Consider the following 15,990-nt stretch of genomic DNA (forward strand, 5'->3'; position numbering starts at 1 on the left):
CCCGACGACCCCGGGCGGCACCCAGCCCCCGCTGGCCGAGACCGGCGGCGGCAGCTCCGCGGGCCCGATCGCCGGGGGCGCCGCCGCGCTGCTGGCCGGCGGCGCGGCGATCGTGGTGGCGACGAAGCGACGCAGGTCGGCTCACGCCGGTTCGTGATCCGCTGACGTACAGACGCACAGAAGTACAGGCGTACGCACGTCCGCCCCGGTACCGCTCCTCGCGAGCGGGCACCGGGGCGGACGTCGTCACCAGTCCCTCGGCGGCCCTACCTCTTCTCGACCGTCCCCAGATACAGCTTCAGGTACCGCTCCACGTCGATGTCCAGCGCGACGTCCACCAGCGGCTTCTCCCGCGCGCCGTGGTGGATCTCGGACTCGCCGTGGCGCGGTCGGCGGTCGACGACGGTCTGGCCCCGGGTCGGGCCGGGAGCGAGGGAGACCTCGACCGGCAGCAGGCGGGTGGTCAGCCCCGCCGGGTCGGCGACCGCGCAGACGGTGCCCGCGTCGCCGAGGTTGCCGGTCGGGGTGGGGTCGCCGGAGGCGGCCGGGTCGCGGTGGGCGAGCAGGTCACCGGCGAGCCGCGCACCCGGTTCGGCGCTCGCGCGCAGCCGCTGGACATCGGCGGGCGGCACGAGGACACGCTGGAAGACGTCCAGGCCGTACATCGTGATCGGCACCCCGGCGGTGAGCAGGATCGCGGCGGCCTCCGGGTCGTGCCACACGTTGAACTCGGCGACGGGAGTGGCGTTGCCGACGGCCACCGCGCCGCCCATGAAGACGATCCGCTCGATGTTGCGGGTCACCTCGGGGTACGTACGCAGCAGCAGGGCGATGTTGGTGAGCGGCGCGGTCGGTATGAGGGTGACCGGGCGGGGCGAGCCGAGTATCTCGCGGCGCAGCAGGGTCACCGCGTCCACGTCCACGGGCGCCCGGGTGGCGGGCGCGGGCAGGCCGAGGTCGCCCATGCCGTCCCGCCCGTGCACATGTTCGGCGAATCGCGCGGGCTCGATCAGTGGCCGCTCGGCCCCGCGCGCGACGGGCAGACCGGGCGCGGCACCGGCGATGTCCAGAACGGTGAGGGTGTTGCGAACGACCTGGTCGACGTCCGTGTTCCCGGCGACGCAGGTCACCGCGCGGAGGTCGAGCCCCGGGTGGCGTACGGCGAACAGCAGGGCGAGGGCGTCGTCGACGCCGGTGTCGCAGTCGATGATCACCGGGACGGGGTGAACGGGGTGAGCTGAAGCGGCCTCGGGCCGGGCTTGGGTGGTGGGTTCCGTAATCGTCACGGTGAGGGCTCCTTCCCGGCCGTACGGACTGCCACGCCCCGCCGGTTCACCCTCGTCACCGGCCCCGCTCACCCGTACGGACCGGCCCGCTGGTGGGAGTGCCCGGTCAATGGTGCCGTCGGAGGAGGAATCTGACGTACCGGCACCTCTGGAGGAACTCCTTGATGACCCGTCGGCCCTCTCCCCGCGCGGTACGTCTGCTGGCCTCGGCCCTGGGGCTGGGCACCCTGCTGACGTTGGCCGTGTTCCTGCACGACGGGGACGGCGGCGCCGGGGACACCTCGGGACACCGCCAGGCCAGAGCCGCCGCCTCCCCCACCGCCCCGGCCGCGCCCGCCGCACAGCAGGCCTCCGCCTCCCCGGTCGACCCGGCCGCCCTCACCGAGGCGCAGGCCCAGGGTGCGCTGCTGACCGACGCCGACCTGGGGGCCCCGTGGACCCGTACCCAGGGCGCCGCGCTCTGGCGGGACGCGCTGCTGAAGGCGACGGCGGACAACGCCGACTGCGGACGGCTCCTCGACGCCGTGTACACGGAGGAGTTGCTGGGCGAACCGGCCGGCGCCCGTGCCGTGGCCGCCTTCGACGACAACGACGAGGGCGGGCAGCTCCGCTACCAGGTCGGCGCCGCCCACCGCGCCGACGTGGACAAGCAGCTCGCCTGGCTGAAGTCGATGCCGAAGAAATGCGCCCGCTTCACGGCAGTCGGACCGGGCGGCGCCCGCCAGGAGGTACGGGTCACGGCGATCGGGCTGCCGAAGGCGGGGGACGCCAGACAGGGCCTGCGGCTGTCGACGCGCGGCGAACTGGACGGCGCGCCGGCGACGCTCACCCTGGATCTGGCCGCCGTACGGGTCGGCGACGACACGATCGTCGTCACCAACGGCGGCCTGACCGAGCCGCGCACGGAGTACACGGTCCACGCGGTGGAGGTCGGCGCCGACCGCCTGGAGCAGACCGTTCAGGAGACCGCGGCCGCACCGCAGACCCCGGTACAGGACGAGAGCGTGAGCCCGGCCCCGTCCCAGCCCCCGGCCGAGAGCCAGGACCCCAGCCCGACGGGCCCGGTCAAGCCCCGGCCCCAGCCGCAGCCACAGGAGCAGGAGGCGCAGGAGGACGGCCAGGTACCGGACCAGGACCAGAACGCGGACCAGGACCTGTACTGAGCGACGTACGGCGGCCGGGGATGGTGTACCTGACACCACCCCCACATCCGCCGCCCAGGCCCAGGGACGAAGAGCACCGCGAGCGGCACGATCGCTTGCATGAACAAGAACAAGTACACGAACACGAACAAGACGACAGAGACCAAGCACGCGACTGACGCGGCCGACGCGACCGGCACAACCGACGCGACCGGCACAGGCACGGCCGGTCCGAGCGAGACGACCTCCGGTCCGAGCGAGACGACCTTCCGCCGTCTGACCGGTGCCGCGTGCATCGCGGCGGCGGTCGCCCTGATCGTCCAGGTGCCCCTGTACTTCGTCTACTCGGGCCCGCCCCCGGACGCGAACGTCCTGGCCCGCCTTCTGGTCGGGATCGTCGCGCTGGCGTTCCTGATCGTCTTCGTGACGAGCTTCCGCGAACTGGTGAAACGGGTGGACCCGGCCCACGAGTGGGTGGCCTCGCTGGCCTGCTCGACGGGACTCGCCTACGCGACGATCACCCTGGTCTCCATGGGCCTGGAGGCGGGCGCGGTGATCGCCACCGACCACTCCATCGACCCGACGATCGACGTGAACGGCACGTACATCCTCTACGGCTCGATCAGCCGCCTCCTGCTCGCCATGTTCCTGGCGGCGACCGGCCGCACGATCGCCCGCACGAACCTCCTCCCACGCTGGACCGCCCGCTCGGCCTACGCCCTGGCGGTCGTCAACCTGGCCTTCGTACCGTCCCTGTTCTTCGGCAACACCCCGGCCGACTTCTACGCGGCGAACGGCTGGGGCACGACAGCCTTGATGGGCGCGATCCTCAGCTACTGGCTGCTGGCCCTGGGCATCTCGACGTACCGCAGTGGCGGCGGGAAGCGCTGAGCCGGCCTCAAGTGCGCTTCCCTTTCCCTGTCCCTACTTCTGCGAGGCCCCGAAAGCCTCCTGGAACATGGCCCTCGCCTCGTCCGTGGCCGCCGTGGTGCCGCCGCAGATCGGGACGGCGCCGTTCTCGGCGGTCACCAGGTAGTGGGCGCCGGGTTCGAAGGCCGGGGCCTCCGAGTTGGCCTCGTCGTTGCTGAGGTGGACCTCGGTGGGGCGGTCGGCGGAAGCACGGTCGGCGGGGGCGCGGTACCAGTGGTCGACCTTGAGGTCCACACCGTCGTCCTGCTTGGCGGTGGCCGTGCCCTCGAAGGCGAGTTCGTGATGGCGCAGCAGTTCAGGGGTGGGTGCCGCACACTTCGCGCTCGACGCGCCGCCGGTGAGGCTCAGGGGCAGGGGCTTGGCTGCGGGCGCGCCCGTCGCCGTGGGCGCGGCGGCCTTGGCCCGTGTGCCGTCTCCGCTCGCCCCGACGCCCCAGGTGATCCCGCCCCCCACCAGCAGCAGGGCGGTGAACGCCAGGGCGGGTACGAGGAAGCGGCGCGACCCCGCGCCCCTGGCCTTGGTCGCGGTCGTCGTGGTCGTGGTCGTGGTTGTCGGGGTGGTCGTGTTCATCGTGGCCTCCACGAGACGGGGGACGTCGGGTCGGGGAGCCTTCGAGGTCAGGGCCGGGTCCGTGGCCCTCAGGTGGGCCAGCAACTCGTCGTCGTTCACCGACTGCTCCTTCCGTTTCCGTTTCCGGTTTCGGTTTCTTGTCCTTCGTCCGTCTCATGTCCGGGGCGTGCCCCGGTCTTTCGCTCAAGTCGCGCCGCCAGCTTCTTCTTCGCCCGGTGCAGCCGGATGCTCACGGCGTTCGCGGTCAGGCCGGTCACCTCGGCGATCCGGGCCGGCGGCAGCTCCTCGTACGCCCACAGCAGGACGATCTCGCGGTCCAGCGCGCGGAGTTGGCCGAGCGCCGCGTGCAGGTCGGTGTGGTCGGCGTCCGCCGCCCCGGCCACCCCGGCCGCCGTGCCCGCCGTCCACATCAGGCGTTCCAGCAGCGAGCGTCTACGGCGTTCCGCGCGGCGCGCGTTGGCGAGGCAGCCCCGGGCCACGCCGTAGCACCAGGGCAGTACGGCGTCGGGGTCCAGGCCGGGGAGGTGCGACTCCGCCAGACCCGGTACGTCCTCGACGCGGCGCCACAGCACCAGCAGTGTCTCCGCGAGGACGTCCTCGACCTGGTCGGGGTCGGCGCGGCGCAGCAGATAGCGGTGCAGGGGCACCGTCACGATGTGCGCCAACGCCTCGAAACGGGCCCGCTGATCCCGGGCGCCCCTCTTCTCCGTCATGGATTCCACGCCCCGACCTGTCCGGCACCGGGGGGATCCTTTCACCCGCCGGACAGGAAACTGCCGGACAGGATGCCGTCAGAGAGGTGGCTGGGCTGGGGCCGGGCCCAGGGTGGTGGTTCCGGGGGCCGTACGGTGCCCCAGTCCCGTCCGGTACGCGTCGAGCGCGGCCTCCACCCGGCCGGTGCGGCGCAGCAGGTCGCCGAGGAGCCGGCACAGGTCGGCGAGGTCACCGGCGGCGCCCGCGCGCTCCAGGACGCTGAGGGCGCGGACGTAGTGCTCCTCCGCCCGGTCCGTGTCGCGGGCGTCCTCGGCGATGATGCCGAGCAGCCGGTGGGCGGCGGCCGAGTGGACGGCACCGCGCTCCGAGGACAGGTCGCCGAGGACGTCGTGCAGGAGCGCGGCGGCCTCGTCGGACTTGCCGCGCCGGTGCAGTACGTCGGCCAGCTCGACCGCGACCTGGCTGCTGTAGAGGGCGGCGCGCCTGGCGGACAGCATGGCCAGCGCCTCCCTCAACTCCGCTTCGGCACCGGCGAGTTCGTTCTGCTGGGCGTGCAGATACCCGCGCATCCAGTGGCAGTTGGCCAGCTCGGTACGGATCTGGAGCTGCCGGTACAGCTCGGCGGCCTTGGCCAGGGAGGCGTCGGCCTCCGCGTACCGGCCCTCGGCGAGCATCGTGCGGGCCACCTGCCGGTGCATCCGGGCGACCAGTGCCGGATCGCTGACCTGCGGGGCGAGCGCGAGGGCGAGTTCGGCCGCCTGGGCCGCCCGCGCGTGGGCGCCCATGTCCATGTAGGGGGCGATGGAGCTGGCGTAGAGGGGGAGGAGCGCGTCCGGGTCGTGCAGTCCGCCACGGTTCAGCTCGTCGATGGTGGACTCGAGAAGGTATACGGAGTACCGGAGTTCACCGGCCAGATAGTGCGCGACGGCCCGGCCGCGCAGGGCGGGGACCCGCCGGGTCAGCGGCTCGTCGGCGAGGCACCGCTCGGCGAGTTCGAAGTACTCCTGGGCGGCGGCGAGATCCCCGGTCTCCATGCCGCACTCGCCGAGCCCGAGCAGCGCGGTCGCCTCTTCCCCGACCAGCCCGAGCCGCGCGGCCTCCTCCCGCAGCTCCCCGTACTGCCGGGCCGCCGCCTCGGTCTCGCCGGTGGCGAGGGTGCGCTGGGCGTCGGTGAGGCGCAGCCGGACGTCAGTGGCCAGACGGGCAGGCCTACCGGTCACCAACTCCTCGTATTCCACCCCGAGTCGCTCGGCGATGTGCCGCAGCGCGTCGTCGGAGGGGCGAACCCGTCCCGCCTCCAGGGTGGAGATGTACGCGGGGGTGTAGGCGGGCTCCGCCAACTGCCGCTGTGTCAGCCCCTGCTCGATACGCAGCCGCTGCACCCTGCGCCCGATGACTTCCGGGTCGTCCCGCTCCGCCATCGCCCAACTCCCCTGTGCCTACTTGCCGTTGAGGTACGTCAGCCTCTACGTTAAGCCACGGGTTAAGCGTGCTTAATACGTCGCTGTCATTGCGAGGTCGCCGTGCTCTCATACTCCAGAGCCATCTGCGCGGCGATCGTCGCCGCAGCCGCACTGGTCCTCGCGGCGAACGTGGGCCCGGCCCGCGCGGCAGAACCCCACCACACCACCCTCTTGAGCCACCACCAAGCCACACAGCCTGTGAGCCCGGCGGCGCGATAACCCTCGTCCCCACCTACGAGAACGGTGCCCCACCCGGACGACAACATGTCCGGGCAGGGCACCGACGGGACCGACCCTCAGTCAGTCAGTGAGTCGGTGAGTCGGTCCGTCCGTTGTCAGGCCACCGGCTCCGCGGGGGTCTCGGAGGTCGCCTCCGCGGCCTCTGCGGGAGCCGCCGTCAGGGGGCTCTTGCCGCCGCTGATGCCGAAGTAGATCACTCCCGCGACCAGTACCCCGATGAACCAGGAGTACGGGCCCAGCGTCGCCCCGTAGCCCGCCGGGCCGTACGTCGGGAGGATGCTGGAGAAGAGCGCGCCGACCGCCGCCGCCACGAAGGCGCGTACGTTCCAGCCGCCCTGGAAGCGGAACTCGCCGTCCTCCTTGTAGAGGGCGGGGATGTTCAGCTGACCCTTGCGGAGGAGGTAGTAGTCGACGACCACCACACCGAAGATCGGGCCCATCGTCGAGCCGATGGCGTTGACGAAGCTCGGGGCGTTGTCCCACGGGTGGAGGGGGTAGAGGAGAAGGGCGATGACGGCGGCGATGAGGCCGCCCTTCTTGAAGGTGATGTGCTTCGGGGCCACGTTGGCGAAGTCGAAGGCCGGGCTGACGAAGTTGGCGACGACGTTGATGCCGAGGGTCGCGACCGCGAAGGTCAGGGCGGCCAGCAGGACGAGGAACGCGCTGTCGAACTTCGCGGAGATCGCCGCCGGTTCGAGGATGACCTGGCCGTACACCTTGCTCGCGGAGGCGGTCGTCAGCGCCGCCACCAGGGAGAACAGGATCAGGTTGACCGGCAGGCCCCAGACGTTGCCCTTCTTCAGGGTCTTCTCGTCCGCCGTGAAGCGGGCGAAGTCACCGAAGTTCAGGAACAGCGCGGCGAAGTACGTCACCCAGGTCGCGGCGATGGCCGCTATCGCGGCGAACGAACCGGGCGTCACGTCCAGGCCGGTCGCGTTCTTCGCCAGCGCGGCCAGGTCCTTGGCCGGCATGTCCACGGAGAAGGACAGCGTGCCCGCCTTCACCGACAGGGCCACGGCCAGCACCAGCATCATCAGCCAGACCGCCGGACCCGCGAAGTCCTGGAAGCGGCGGACCGTCTCCATGCCCTTGCTGATGATCAGCAGCTGGGCCGCCCAGACGGCGAGGTAGCAGATGACCTCCAGGCCGCTGTGGCCGAACAGGTGGGTCGTCTCGTGCAGGTGCTTCGGGCCGCTGTAGCGGGTCAGGAAGGCCACGATCGCGCCGGCCGCCGCGCTGGTCTGGGCTCCGTACCAGAAGGTGGCGACGACGGCCCGTACAAGTGCGGGAACGTTGGCGCCGAAGGTGCCGAACGAGGCGCGGGCCAGGACCGGGTACGGGACGCCCGTACGCACGCCGGCCTTGCCGATCAGCGTCATCAGGTAGTAGATGACCAGCGATCCGACGCCGATGCCGATCAGGAACTTGAACGTGTTGCCGGCGACCAGGAACAGGCTGGCGGCGAGGAAGTAGCCGTAGAGACTGTGGACGTCGGACGTCCACACGTTGAAGATGCTGAACGCGCCCCACTTGCGCTCGGTGGCCGGGGCGAGGTCCTCGTTGTAGAGGCGGGGCGAGTAGCCCTCGGTGTCCGTGACCGTGACCTCCGGGCCGCCGCCCGTGTCTCTGACCGTGTCCGTCATCGGGTTTCTCTTCCTGCGCGGGTCGCCACGATGGCGCCGGATGGCCTAAAGGGAACGTCCCGGATGTTTCACCCAAGTGCCACGCACGTAACCGAATCGTCAATGGAAGTTTCCTTCCACTCCGCGAAACGCGCCCGTACCGATCGTCGTGATCCACTCGTACGGCACGTCTGTGGACTTTTCACCTTCTTGGTTGCTTTTCCGCACACCGCCGACCGAGAGTCCTCCGAGTGGAGAACGAAGCGGAACCCCCGGATCCGGAAGAGCCGGCCAAGAAGAAGCGACGCAGGTTCGACCTGGCCCACGTGGCCCTCGTGCTCTACGCCCAAGCGCTCGTGAAGTTCCTGGTCGCCCTCGGCTCCGGCTTCTTCCACGGCTTCTCCGTCGGCAAGGTCATCGATGCCTTCGTGCGCCTGGCCTTCGGCCTGGGGACGATCACCGCACTCGTCCTGGCCATTCATGTCGTCAGGACGCGATGGGCCAGGCGGGCCACAGAGGGCTGAGCAGGACCGTGCGGATGCCCCGGGAAAACAAAAAAGCAAGGAGTCGCGCACCCCTTGCCATGTTCAAGATATAGCGCACCGGGGGGCTTGCGGCAAGGCCCCCGGTGTGCCGCAGAATCTCCCGCCTGAGCCGAAATCCGCGGATACGGGGAGTCCTGCAGTGCGTGTTCCACCAACGTCAACCGCCGTCCCACAGACGGGAGTTGATGCCGTCTTCGATCTTCCCGACCGTCTCTCCCGCAAAGCCGACCCCAAGCTGATCGCCCACGACGAGCTGCACTTCGCCGCCATCGCGGAGTGTCTGGAGCAGTCGATCGCCGAGCTGTCCGGCCGGCTCGACGCCGAGCGCCGGGCACCCGGCGGCACCGGCCGCGAGGCGATGGACCGGGACACCGAGATCCACCGGCTCACCGCCCGTCTGCGCACCCTGCGCCGCTACGGGCTGGACCTGTGCCTCGGACACATGGTCGGCGGTACGGAGGAGGACGGCGCCGAACAGACCGTGTACGTCGGCCGGCTCGGTCTCACCGACTCCACGGGCCGTCGTCTGCTGCTCGACTGGCGTTCCCCGGCCGCCGAGCCGTTCTTCGGCGCCACCCACGGCAACCCGATGGGCCTGGCGAGCCGCCGCCGGTACCGCTGGACCGACGGCCGGATCAGCGACTACTGGGACGAGGTGTTCGCCCCGGACGGCTTCGACGGGCACGCCGCCGCCCTCGACGACCAGTCCGCCTTCATCGCCAGCCTGGGCACCAACCGCTCACCGCGCATGCGGGACGTCCTCGGCACCATCCAGGCCGACCAGGACGCCATCATCCGCGCCGGATCGCGCGGCGCGCTCGTCGTCGACGGCGGCCCCGGTACCGGCAAGACCGTCGTCGCCCTGCACCGCTCCGCCTACCTCCTCTACGCCGACCCCCGCCTCGGCCATCATCGGCGTGGCGGCGGCATCCTGTTCGTCGGCCCGCACCGGCCCTATCTGGCGTACGTCGCCGACGTCCTGCCCAGTCTCGGCGAGGAGGGCGTGCAGACCTGCACCCTGCGGGACCTCGTCGACGAGGGGGCCTCGGCGGCGGTCGAGGCGGACCCGGAGGTCGCCCGGCTGAAGTCGTCGGCGGACATGGTGAAGGCGGTCGAGAAGGCCGTCCGGTTCTACGAGGAGCCGCCCACCCAGGGGCTCACGGTCTCCACCCCCTGGTCCGACGTACGGCTGACCGCCGCCGACTGGGCCGTCGCCTTCGAATCGGCACCCGGTGTGCCGCACAACGAGGCCCGCGACCAGGTCTGGGAGGAGATCCTCACGATCCTCGCCGAGAAGCACGAAGAGGATCTCGGCGCGTCTCCCGACCGGCTCCGCGAGTCGCTCGTGCGGGACCGGGAGCTGGTCGCCGCCTTCAACAGCGCCTGGCCGCTGCTCGAAGCGGCCGACCTGGTCGGAGACCTGTGGACGGTACCCGCCTACCTGCGGATGTGCGCGCCCTGGCTGAGCCCCGACGAGGTACGGGCGTTGCGGCGCGCGGACGCCCACGCCTGGACCGTGTCCGACCTGCCGGTCCTGGACGCGGCACGGCAGCGGCTCGGCGACCCGGAGGCAGCCCGGCGCAAGCGGCGGCACGAGAGCGTCCTCGCGGCCCAGCGCGAGCGGATGACCCAGGTCGTCGACAACCTGATCGACGCCGCCCGCGCCTCCGGCGCCGACGGTGACGAGGGCGAGGGCCTGGTACGGATGCTGCGCGGCGAGGACGCCAAGGTCAGCCTGGTCGACGAGTCCGAACTGGCCGTCCCCGACCCCGATTTGCTCGCCGGCCCGTTCGCGCACATCGTCGTGGACGAGGCCCAGGAACTGACCGACGCGGAGTGGCAGATGCTGCTGCTGCGGTGCCCGTCGCGGAGTTTCACCATCGTCGGGGACCGCGCCCAGGCCCGGCACGGGTTCACGGAGTCGTGGGAGGAGCGCCTCGGACGGGTCGGCCTCGACCGCGTCACGATGGCCTCGCTCACCATCAACTACCGGACACCTGAAGAGATCATGGCGGAGGCCGCGCCGGTCATCCGGGCCGCCCTCCCCGACGCCAACGTGCCGACGTCGATCCGCAGCGGCGGTGTCCCGGTCGTGCACGGTCCGGTGTCGGACCTCGGTTCGGTCCTCGACACCTGGCTCGCCTCACACGCCGACGGCATCGCCTGCGTCATCGGCGCCCCCGGGTTCCGGCCGACGCCCCGGGTCCGTTCGCTCACCCCTGAACTGTCCAAGGGGCTCGAATTCGACCTCGTCGTCCTCGTCGACCCCGAGTCGTTCGGCGGGGGCGAGGGCATCGAGGGGGCGGTGGACCGCTATGTCGCGATGACCCGGGCTACGCAGCAGCTCGTCATCCTGACCGGTTGACGAACGCGAGCCCCCGTGTCGCGGAGATCAGGGAGCGGCTGGTGGGTCCGATGGGCCCACGATCGCGCGCAGGGCCGCCAGGTGGCCCCGGTAGGCGTCCCGGCCCCGCGCGGTCAGGCGGAGCCACACACGCTGCCGGGTGTCGCGGACGGCCTTGCGCTGCTCGACGTAACCGGCGTCCATCAGCACGGTGACGTGCTTGCTCAGCACGGAGGCCGAGAGGCCCAACTGCTTCTGGACCAGGCCGAACTCCGCCTCGCCCGCCGCGTCCAGCAGAGCGCAGACGCGCAGCCGGATCGGGGCGTGGATGGTGGTGTCGAAGCCCGCCAGGCCGTCATCGACCCCGGCCCCGGCGTCGGCCCCGGCGCTCACGTGGTCTTCCTGTGCAGGCGTACGAAGGTGAGGTGGAAGCCGACGGAGGCAGCCACGCCGGCCAGCGAGGCCGCGATCAGCCACGCCGGCTTCCCCGTGGAGCGGAACGCGAGCGCCGACCCCACCAGCACCACGGGCAGGCCGATCGCCAGCGGCACGGTCGCCCGCTTCGGCAGCACGTCGTACCGCAGGGCCACCCCGGTCCGCTCACGCCAGCCCTTGGACGCGACGGCGGAGAGCACTCCGTACACGGCGGTGGCCGCCAGCATGACGCCCATCCAGGCGGGGCCCGGCAGCAGCCAGTCCGACTCCGCCAGCATGCCTCCGCACATGATCGGAAGCGCGGCGGTGTAGAGCGTGAGCGTGACGAAGAACCAGGTCGGCCATGGTGTGGCCGACAGTGCGGCGGCCGAGGCCCGGACCTGCTCGGTGTCGGCGAGTGCGGAACGGGCCTGTTCCTGCGTCAGTCGTATCCCGTGCCCGTCGCCGTGTACCCCGTTTGTTTCCATGACGGAAAGAGTAGCCGATGGTTTCCATGATGGAAAGAGACGAGTTTCCGGAATGGCAACTCAGTGGCAGCGCACCTCGTCAGGGCCGCACCAGGGCCACTCCAGGGCCACACCAGGGCCTCACCAGGGGATGACGCCCTCGTCCTCGAAGAACGAACCCGTCGGGCCGTCGTCCGGCAGCGTGGCGAGGCGGATCGCCGTGGCCGCGCCCTGTTCCGGGGTTCGGGAGCCGAAGAAGCCGGTGAAGTCGGTGGCGACCAGGCCGGGGCAGGCGGCGTTGATCAGGATGCCCGTACCGGCGAACTGCCGGGCGTACTGCACGGTGACGGCGTTGAGGAACGACTTCGAGGGCGCGTAAGCCGCCATGACGGGGCCGATCTCGATGTCCGGGTCGGCCTGCCGGGCCAGGGAGGCGACGCCGCTGGAGACGTTCACGATGCGCGGAGCGGGTGAGCGGCGCAGCAGCGGAAGCATCGCGTTGGTCACCCGGATGACGCCGAGGACGTTGGTGTCCACGACCGCGCGGACCACGTCGAGGTCGAGTGCGCTCGGGTCCTGCGTCCAGTCCGGGCCCATGGGCCCCGAGATACCGGCGTTGTTGACCAGGACGTCCAGGACTCCGGCCCGCCGCTCGATCAGTCGCGCGGCCTCGGAGACGCTCTGGTCGCCGGTCACGTCCAGCGGCACACCGTACGCGTCCACCCCGGCGGCACGCAGCTTCTCGACCGCGGTTTCACGCCGGATGTCGTCCCGGGCTCCCACGACCACCCGGTGGCCCAGAGCCCCCAGCCCGGCCGCGATCTCGTAGCCGATCCCCTTGTTCGCGCCGGTCACCAGCGCGGTTCTCGTTTCGCTCATGCCGTTGATGTTCGCTCGCGGACGAGCGGCGCATCCAACACCGATGAGGTGCTCTGTCATACCCGGCAGGTATCACCCGGGCTATGTTGTGTGGCCATGGACACCACGGATGCCACGGACACCACGGATGCCACGGATGCCACGGATGCCACGGCCACCTTGGAGACGCGTGAGCTGAGGTACTTTCTGGCCGTCGCCGAAGAACTCCACTTCGGTCGTGCCGCCGAGCGGCTCGGTATGGCCCAGCCGCCGCTGTCCCGGGCGATCCAGCAGCTCGAACGGCGCCTCGGTGTCTGCCTGTTGAGCCGCAACCGCCGTGGCGTATCCCTGACCGGCGCCGGGGAGGTACTGCTGCACGAGGGCCGCGCGGCCCTCGACGCGACGGCCGCCGCCGCCCGCCGCACGCGTCGCGCCGGTGCCACCGGACGGCCGAGCGGCCACCGCGATCGCCTGGTGCTGGCGCTGAAGGCCGGCGCGTCCCACGAACTGCTGCACAGGCTCCTCGACGCCTACGCGGCCGAGCCCGACGCCGCCGAGATCGAGGTGCTGCCCTGCGGCATGTGCGAGCAGGAGGAGATGCTGCGCGACGGACGCGCCGATGTGGCGCTCATGCACACGCCGTACAACTCCCTCGCCGGGTTCGACAGCGAGGAACTGATGTCCGAAGGGCGGATCGCCGTCCTGCCCGCCGGACACCCCCTCGCGAAGCGCCGGACCCTGTCCCTGGCCGAGGTCGGCGACATCCCCGGTCTTCCGCCCGCGCGCTGGCCCAGCCACGGCACGTATGCGCCCGGCCCCGGCCCCGAGATCCGCGACCAGACACAGCTCGCCCAGCTCATCGCCCTGGGACGCACCGTGGCCGTCCTCCCCGTCTCCGCCCGCGCCTGGCTGTGGGCCGAGCACGCGGCCGTCCCGCTGACCGACGCGCCTCCCGTCGTCACCCACATCGCGTGGCCGGCCCACAGCCGCTCCCTCGCCCTGGCCGGACTGGTGCGCACGGCGACGCGACTTTGACACGCGGGCGCGGAAGCAGCAGAGGCGGGGGCCGGCTACATGTCGGTCGTACGCGGCGGCGGGTCGGTCCGCTCCTGGACCGGCTCGTTGGTGAGGGCGCCGTCGCGGCCCGCCCGGTACGCGCCGGCGCTCCCCTTGGCGGTCACCGTCTCCCGCTCGAACTCCGTCGGCATCCGCTCCCAGCGCCGGCGCGTCGGCGCGATCATGCCGCCGCCGACCAGGATGCCGACGACCACCGCGAGCGCCGCGTACAGCACCGGCCGGGTGACGTGACGGGCGATGCCCGCCCGGCCGAGGGCGGCGATGACGCCCAGCGCCAGGATGCGGGCCCAGCTGATGGTGGCGACCGTACGCCCGTACGAGACGGCCGAGAGCGCGCCGCCGACGATCCCGCGCACGGCGATGGTCATGCTAATGGTCACGACGATCAGGACCACGGCCACGATGCCGCGCGGCAGCCAGGCCACGATGCCGTTGATCAGCGTGTGGTGGACGATCTTGCGGAGGATGCCGGTCATGTCGTACGCGGAGTCGCGCAACAACCGCGTGGCACCCGCCCGTTCGGCCGGCCGCTCCGAACCGACCTTGCGCAGGACCCGGTCCACGTGGACACCAGCGGCGGCGGCATACGCTGCCCCCGTGACCTCTTCCGCGGCCGCCCGTGCCGCCCGCGCCGCGCTCGACCTCACCGCAGACCTTCCGGTCCCGGCCCTGGAGGACCTCTACCGCGACCTGCACCGCCACCCGGAACTCTCGCTGGCGGAACACCGTACGGCGGGCGTGCTGGCCCAGGCCCTGCGGAAGTCCGGGTACGAGACGACCGAGGGCGTCGGCGGCACGGGCGTCGTGGGCGTCCTGCGCAACGGTGACGGCCCGACGGTCCTGCTCCGGGCCGACATGGACGCGCTCCCCGTCCCGGAGGAGACGGGGCTTCCCTACGCGTCCACCGTCCCCGGCGTGATGCACGCCTGCGGGCACGACCTGCACGTGACCTGGCTGGTGGGGGCGGCCCAGGCCCTGTCGGCGGGCCGGGACACGTGGCGCGGCACGCTCGTCGTGGTCGGGCAGCCCGCCGAGGAGACGGGCGAGGGCGCGCGGGCGATGCTGGCGGACGGCCTCTACGAGCGTTTCCCGCGCCCGGACGCGTTGCTGGCGCAACACGCGGCGCCGGGCCCGGCGGGCCTCTACCCGCACGTCCCCGGCCTGATCATGTCGGCGTCGACGGATGTCGATGTGACCGTGCACGGGCGGGGTGGCCATGGTTCCCGGCCCGAGACGACGGTCGACCCGGTGGTGACGGCCGCGTACATCGTCACGCGCCTCCAGACGGTCGTCTCGCGCGAGGTCGCGGCGCGCGACTCCGCCGTCCTCACGGTCGGCGTGATCGAGGCCGGCACCCGGCACAACATCATCCCGGCGACGGCCCGTATCGGCCTGAATCTGCGCACCCAGTCGACCGACGTACGGGACCGCATGCTGGCCGCGATCAGGCGGATCGCGGCGGGCGAGTGCCTGGCGGCGGGCTGCCCGCGCGAGCCGGAGATCGAGGTCGGGGCGGCCTTCCCGGTGACGGTCAACGACGCCACGCTCGACGGGCGGGTGGCCGACGTCCACCGCGCGGTCTTCGGCGCGGGTACGGTCTTCGACCCCGGCCCGGCCATGGGCAGCGAGGACTTCGCCCACCTGGCGCCGGGCCAACTCCCGTACGCCTACTGGTTCGTGACGACCACACCGGGTGAGGTGTGGGACGCGGCGGAGGGGAGCGGCGACATCATGGACAAGCTCGCGGCCGTCCCGAGCAACCACAGTCCGCTGTTCGCCCCGGACCTGTCGACGGTCACACCCGGGGTACGGACCCTGGTGTCGGCGGCGCTGACTGTCCTGACGCCGGCCTAGCCCGCCACGCGCTGGACGGCCCGCTCCAACTTCTCCAGCCTCTCCAACCGGCGCTCGGCATGCTGCACGGCACCTTCGCGGCGGCCCGGTACCCGGCGCCTCGACTCGACGACCGCCGGGCCGAGTTCGCGGGCGTCGGCGCTCTCGCCGAGGCTTGTCCACTGGTGGTGGGCACGGTCGACGGCGGCCTCGACCGCGGGCGCGTCCGGGGGCTGGCCGGCGCCCAGCCGCGCGTCGGCGACGGTCAGCCAGAGCCGGCAGCTGCGGGCCGGATTGCCGGCGAACATCGCGAGGTCGGCGCGGACTTCGGTCCAGTGCAGGGCTTCCTCCGAAGCGGGGCCGTGTGTGTGGCGGGCCGTCTGCTGCCACTGGGCGGCGAGGGTGTCGGCGTGGGCGTGGTGGCCGGTCTGGACGGCGGAGGCGATGAGGGAGTGTGGGTCGGTGTCGTCCCTGCTTTCCCACTG

At 71.8% G+C, this 15,990-nt stretch carries 16 protein-coding genes and 1 pseudogene; 7 read left to right on the plus strand and 10 right to left on the minus strand.

Annotation, left to right across the window (positions count from 1 at the left end):
* The first annotated feature begins 31 nt into the window (after nt 1-31).
* Complete coding sequence (locus AOK08_RS43025) at nt 32-157, plus strand: LAETG motif-containing sortase-dependent surface protein (protein WP_079053970.1); 126 nt, start codon at nt 32-34, stop codon at nt 155-157.
* Nucleotides 158-266: 109 nt separating this feature from the next.
* On the opposite strand, the gene AOK08_RS10905 is transcribed toward AOK08_RS43025, so the two are convergent.
* The gene (locus AOK08_RS10905; RefSeq protein ID WP_055525300.1) at nt 267-1,280 is read right to left on the minus strand and encodes a nucleoside hydrolase; all 1,014 of its coding nucleotides are present in this window, start codon (nt 1,278-1,280) and stop codon (nt 267-269) included.
* Between the two features lie 170 nt (nt 1,281-1,450).
* On the opposite strand from AOK08_RS10905, the gene AOK08_RS10910 reads away from it, so the two are divergent.
* Both AOK08_RS10910 and AOK08_RS10915 read left to right on the plus strand, forming a co-directional pair.
* Nucleotides 1,451-2,449 (plus strand): hypothetical protein, encoded by a 999-nt coding sequence (locus AOK08_RS10910; RefSeq protein ID WP_063794046.1) that lies wholly within the window; start codon nt 1,451-1,453, stop codon nt 2,447-2,449.
* Nucleotides 2,450-2,548: 99 nt separating this feature from the next.
* A complete protein-coding gene (locus AOK08_RS10915; RefSeq protein WP_241826911.1) occupies nt 2,549-3,319 on the plus strand; it encodes a hypothetical protein in 771 nt (256 codons plus the stop codon).
* Nucleotides 3,320-3,352: 33 nt separating this feature from the next.
* Here the strand turns inward: AOK08_RS10915 and AOK08_RS10920 are convergent, their stop codons facing one another.
* The 4 genes from AOK08_RS10920 to AOK08_RS10940 form a co-directional block, all read right to left on the minus strand.
* Complete coding sequence (locus AOK08_RS10920) at nt 3,353-4,027, minus strand: hypothetical protein (RefSeq protein WP_055525287.1); 675 nt, start codon at nt 4,025-4,027, stop codon at nt 3,353-3,355.
* Complete coding sequence (locus AOK08_RS10925) at nt 4,024-4,641, minus strand: RNA polymerase sigma factor (RefSeq protein WP_241826912.1); 618 nt, start codon at nt 4,639-4,641, stop codon at nt 4,024-4,026. The genes AOK08_RS10920 and AOK08_RS10925 overlap by 4 nt, the downstream gene beginning before the upstream one ends.
* A gap of 78 nt (nt 4,642-4,719) precedes the next feature.
* Nucleotides 4,720-6,063 carry a helix-turn-helix domain-containing protein gene (locus tag AOK08_RS10930; protein ID WP_055525289.1) on the minus strand — a complete coding sequence of 448 codons (1,344 nt, stop codon included), beginning with the start codon at nt 6,061-6,063 and terminating at the stop codon, nt 4,720-4,722.
* Nucleotides 6,064-6,440: 377 nt separating this feature from the next.
* Nucleotides 6,441-7,988 carry an NCS1 family nucleobase:cation symporter-1 gene (locus tag AOK08_RS10940; protein ID WP_055525291.1) on the minus strand — a complete coding sequence of 516 codons (1,548 nt, stop codon included), beginning with the start codon at nt 7,986-7,988 and terminating at the stop codon, nt 6,441-6,443.
* A gap of 230 nt (nt 7,989-8,218) precedes the next feature.
* On the opposite strand from AOK08_RS10940, the gene AOK08_RS10945 reads away from it, so the two are divergent.
* Nucleotides 8,219-8,491, plus strand: a complete 273-nt coding sequence (locus AOK08_RS10945) for a hypothetical protein (RefSeq protein WP_055525292.1) — start codon at nt 8,219-8,221, stop codon at nt 8,489-8,491.
* A gap of 160 nt (nt 8,492-8,651) precedes the next feature.
* Nucleotides 8,652-10,877, plus strand: a complete 2,226-nt coding sequence (gene helR / locus AOK08_RS10950; protein ID WP_055525293.1) for an RNA polymerase recycling motor ATPase HelR — start codon at nt 8,652-8,654, stop codon at nt 10,875-10,877.
* A gap of 27 nt (nt 10,878-10,904) precedes the next feature.
* Here the strand turns inward: helR and AOK08_RS10955 are convergent, their stop codons facing one another.
* The 3 genes from AOK08_RS10955 to AOK08_RS10965 form a co-directional block, all read right to left on the minus strand.
* Complete coding sequence (locus AOK08_RS10955) at nt 10,905-11,249, minus strand: transcriptional regulator (protein ID WP_055525294.1); 345 nt, start codon at nt 11,247-11,249, stop codon at nt 10,905-10,907.
* Complete coding sequence (locus AOK08_RS10960; RefSeq protein ID WP_055525295.1) at nt 11,246-11,758, minus strand: hypothetical protein; 513 nt, start codon at nt 11,756-11,758, stop codon at nt 11,246-11,248. The genes AOK08_RS10955 and AOK08_RS10960 overlap by 4 nt, the downstream gene beginning before the upstream one ends.
* 120 nt (nt 11,759-11,878) lie before the next feature.
* Nucleotides 11,879-12,616, minus strand: coding sequence for an SDR family oxidoreductase (locus AOK08_RS10965; RefSeq protein ID WP_055525296.1), 738 nt, complete (start codon nt 12,614-12,616; stop codon nt 11,879-11,881).
* 96 nt (nt 12,617-12,712) lie between these two features.
* Here AOK08_RS10965 and AOK08_RS10970 point away from each other — a divergent pair, with 96 nt between their 5' ends.
* Nucleotides 12,713-13,630, plus strand: coding sequence for a LysR family transcriptional regulator (locus AOK08_RS10970; protein WP_055525297.1), 918 nt, complete (start codon nt 12,713-12,715; stop codon nt 13,628-13,630).
* 35 nt (nt 13,631-13,665) lie between these two features.
* Here AOK08_RS10970 and AOK08_RS10975 read toward each other — a convergent pair whose 3' ends face one another.
* Entirely contained in the window at nt 13,666-14,235 is a 570-nt protein-coding gene (locus AOK08_RS10975) for a hypothetical protein (protein WP_055525298.1), read from the minus strand.
* Between the two features lie 34 nt (nt 14,236-14,269).
* Here AOK08_RS10975 and AOK08_RS10980 point away from each other — a divergent pair, with 34 nt between their 5' ends.
* A complete protein-coding gene (locus AOK08_RS10980; RefSeq protein ID WP_055525299.1) occupies nt 14,270-15,526 on the plus strand; it encodes an amidohydrolase in 1,257 nt (418 codons plus the stop codon).
* Here the strand turns inward: AOK08_RS10980 and AOK08_RS10985 are convergent.
* Nucleotides 15,523-15,990, minus strand: a pseudogene (locus AOK08_RS10985) (hypothetical protein); the annotation flags it as partial. The gene AOK08_RS10980 and the pseudogene AOK08_RS10985 overlap by 4 nt on opposite strands.

Source organism: Streptomyces graminilatus, assembly GCF_001418565.1.
Classification (GTDB): Bacteria; Actinomycetota; Actinomycetes; order Streptomycetales; family Streptomycetaceae; genus Streptomyces; species Streptomyces graminilatus.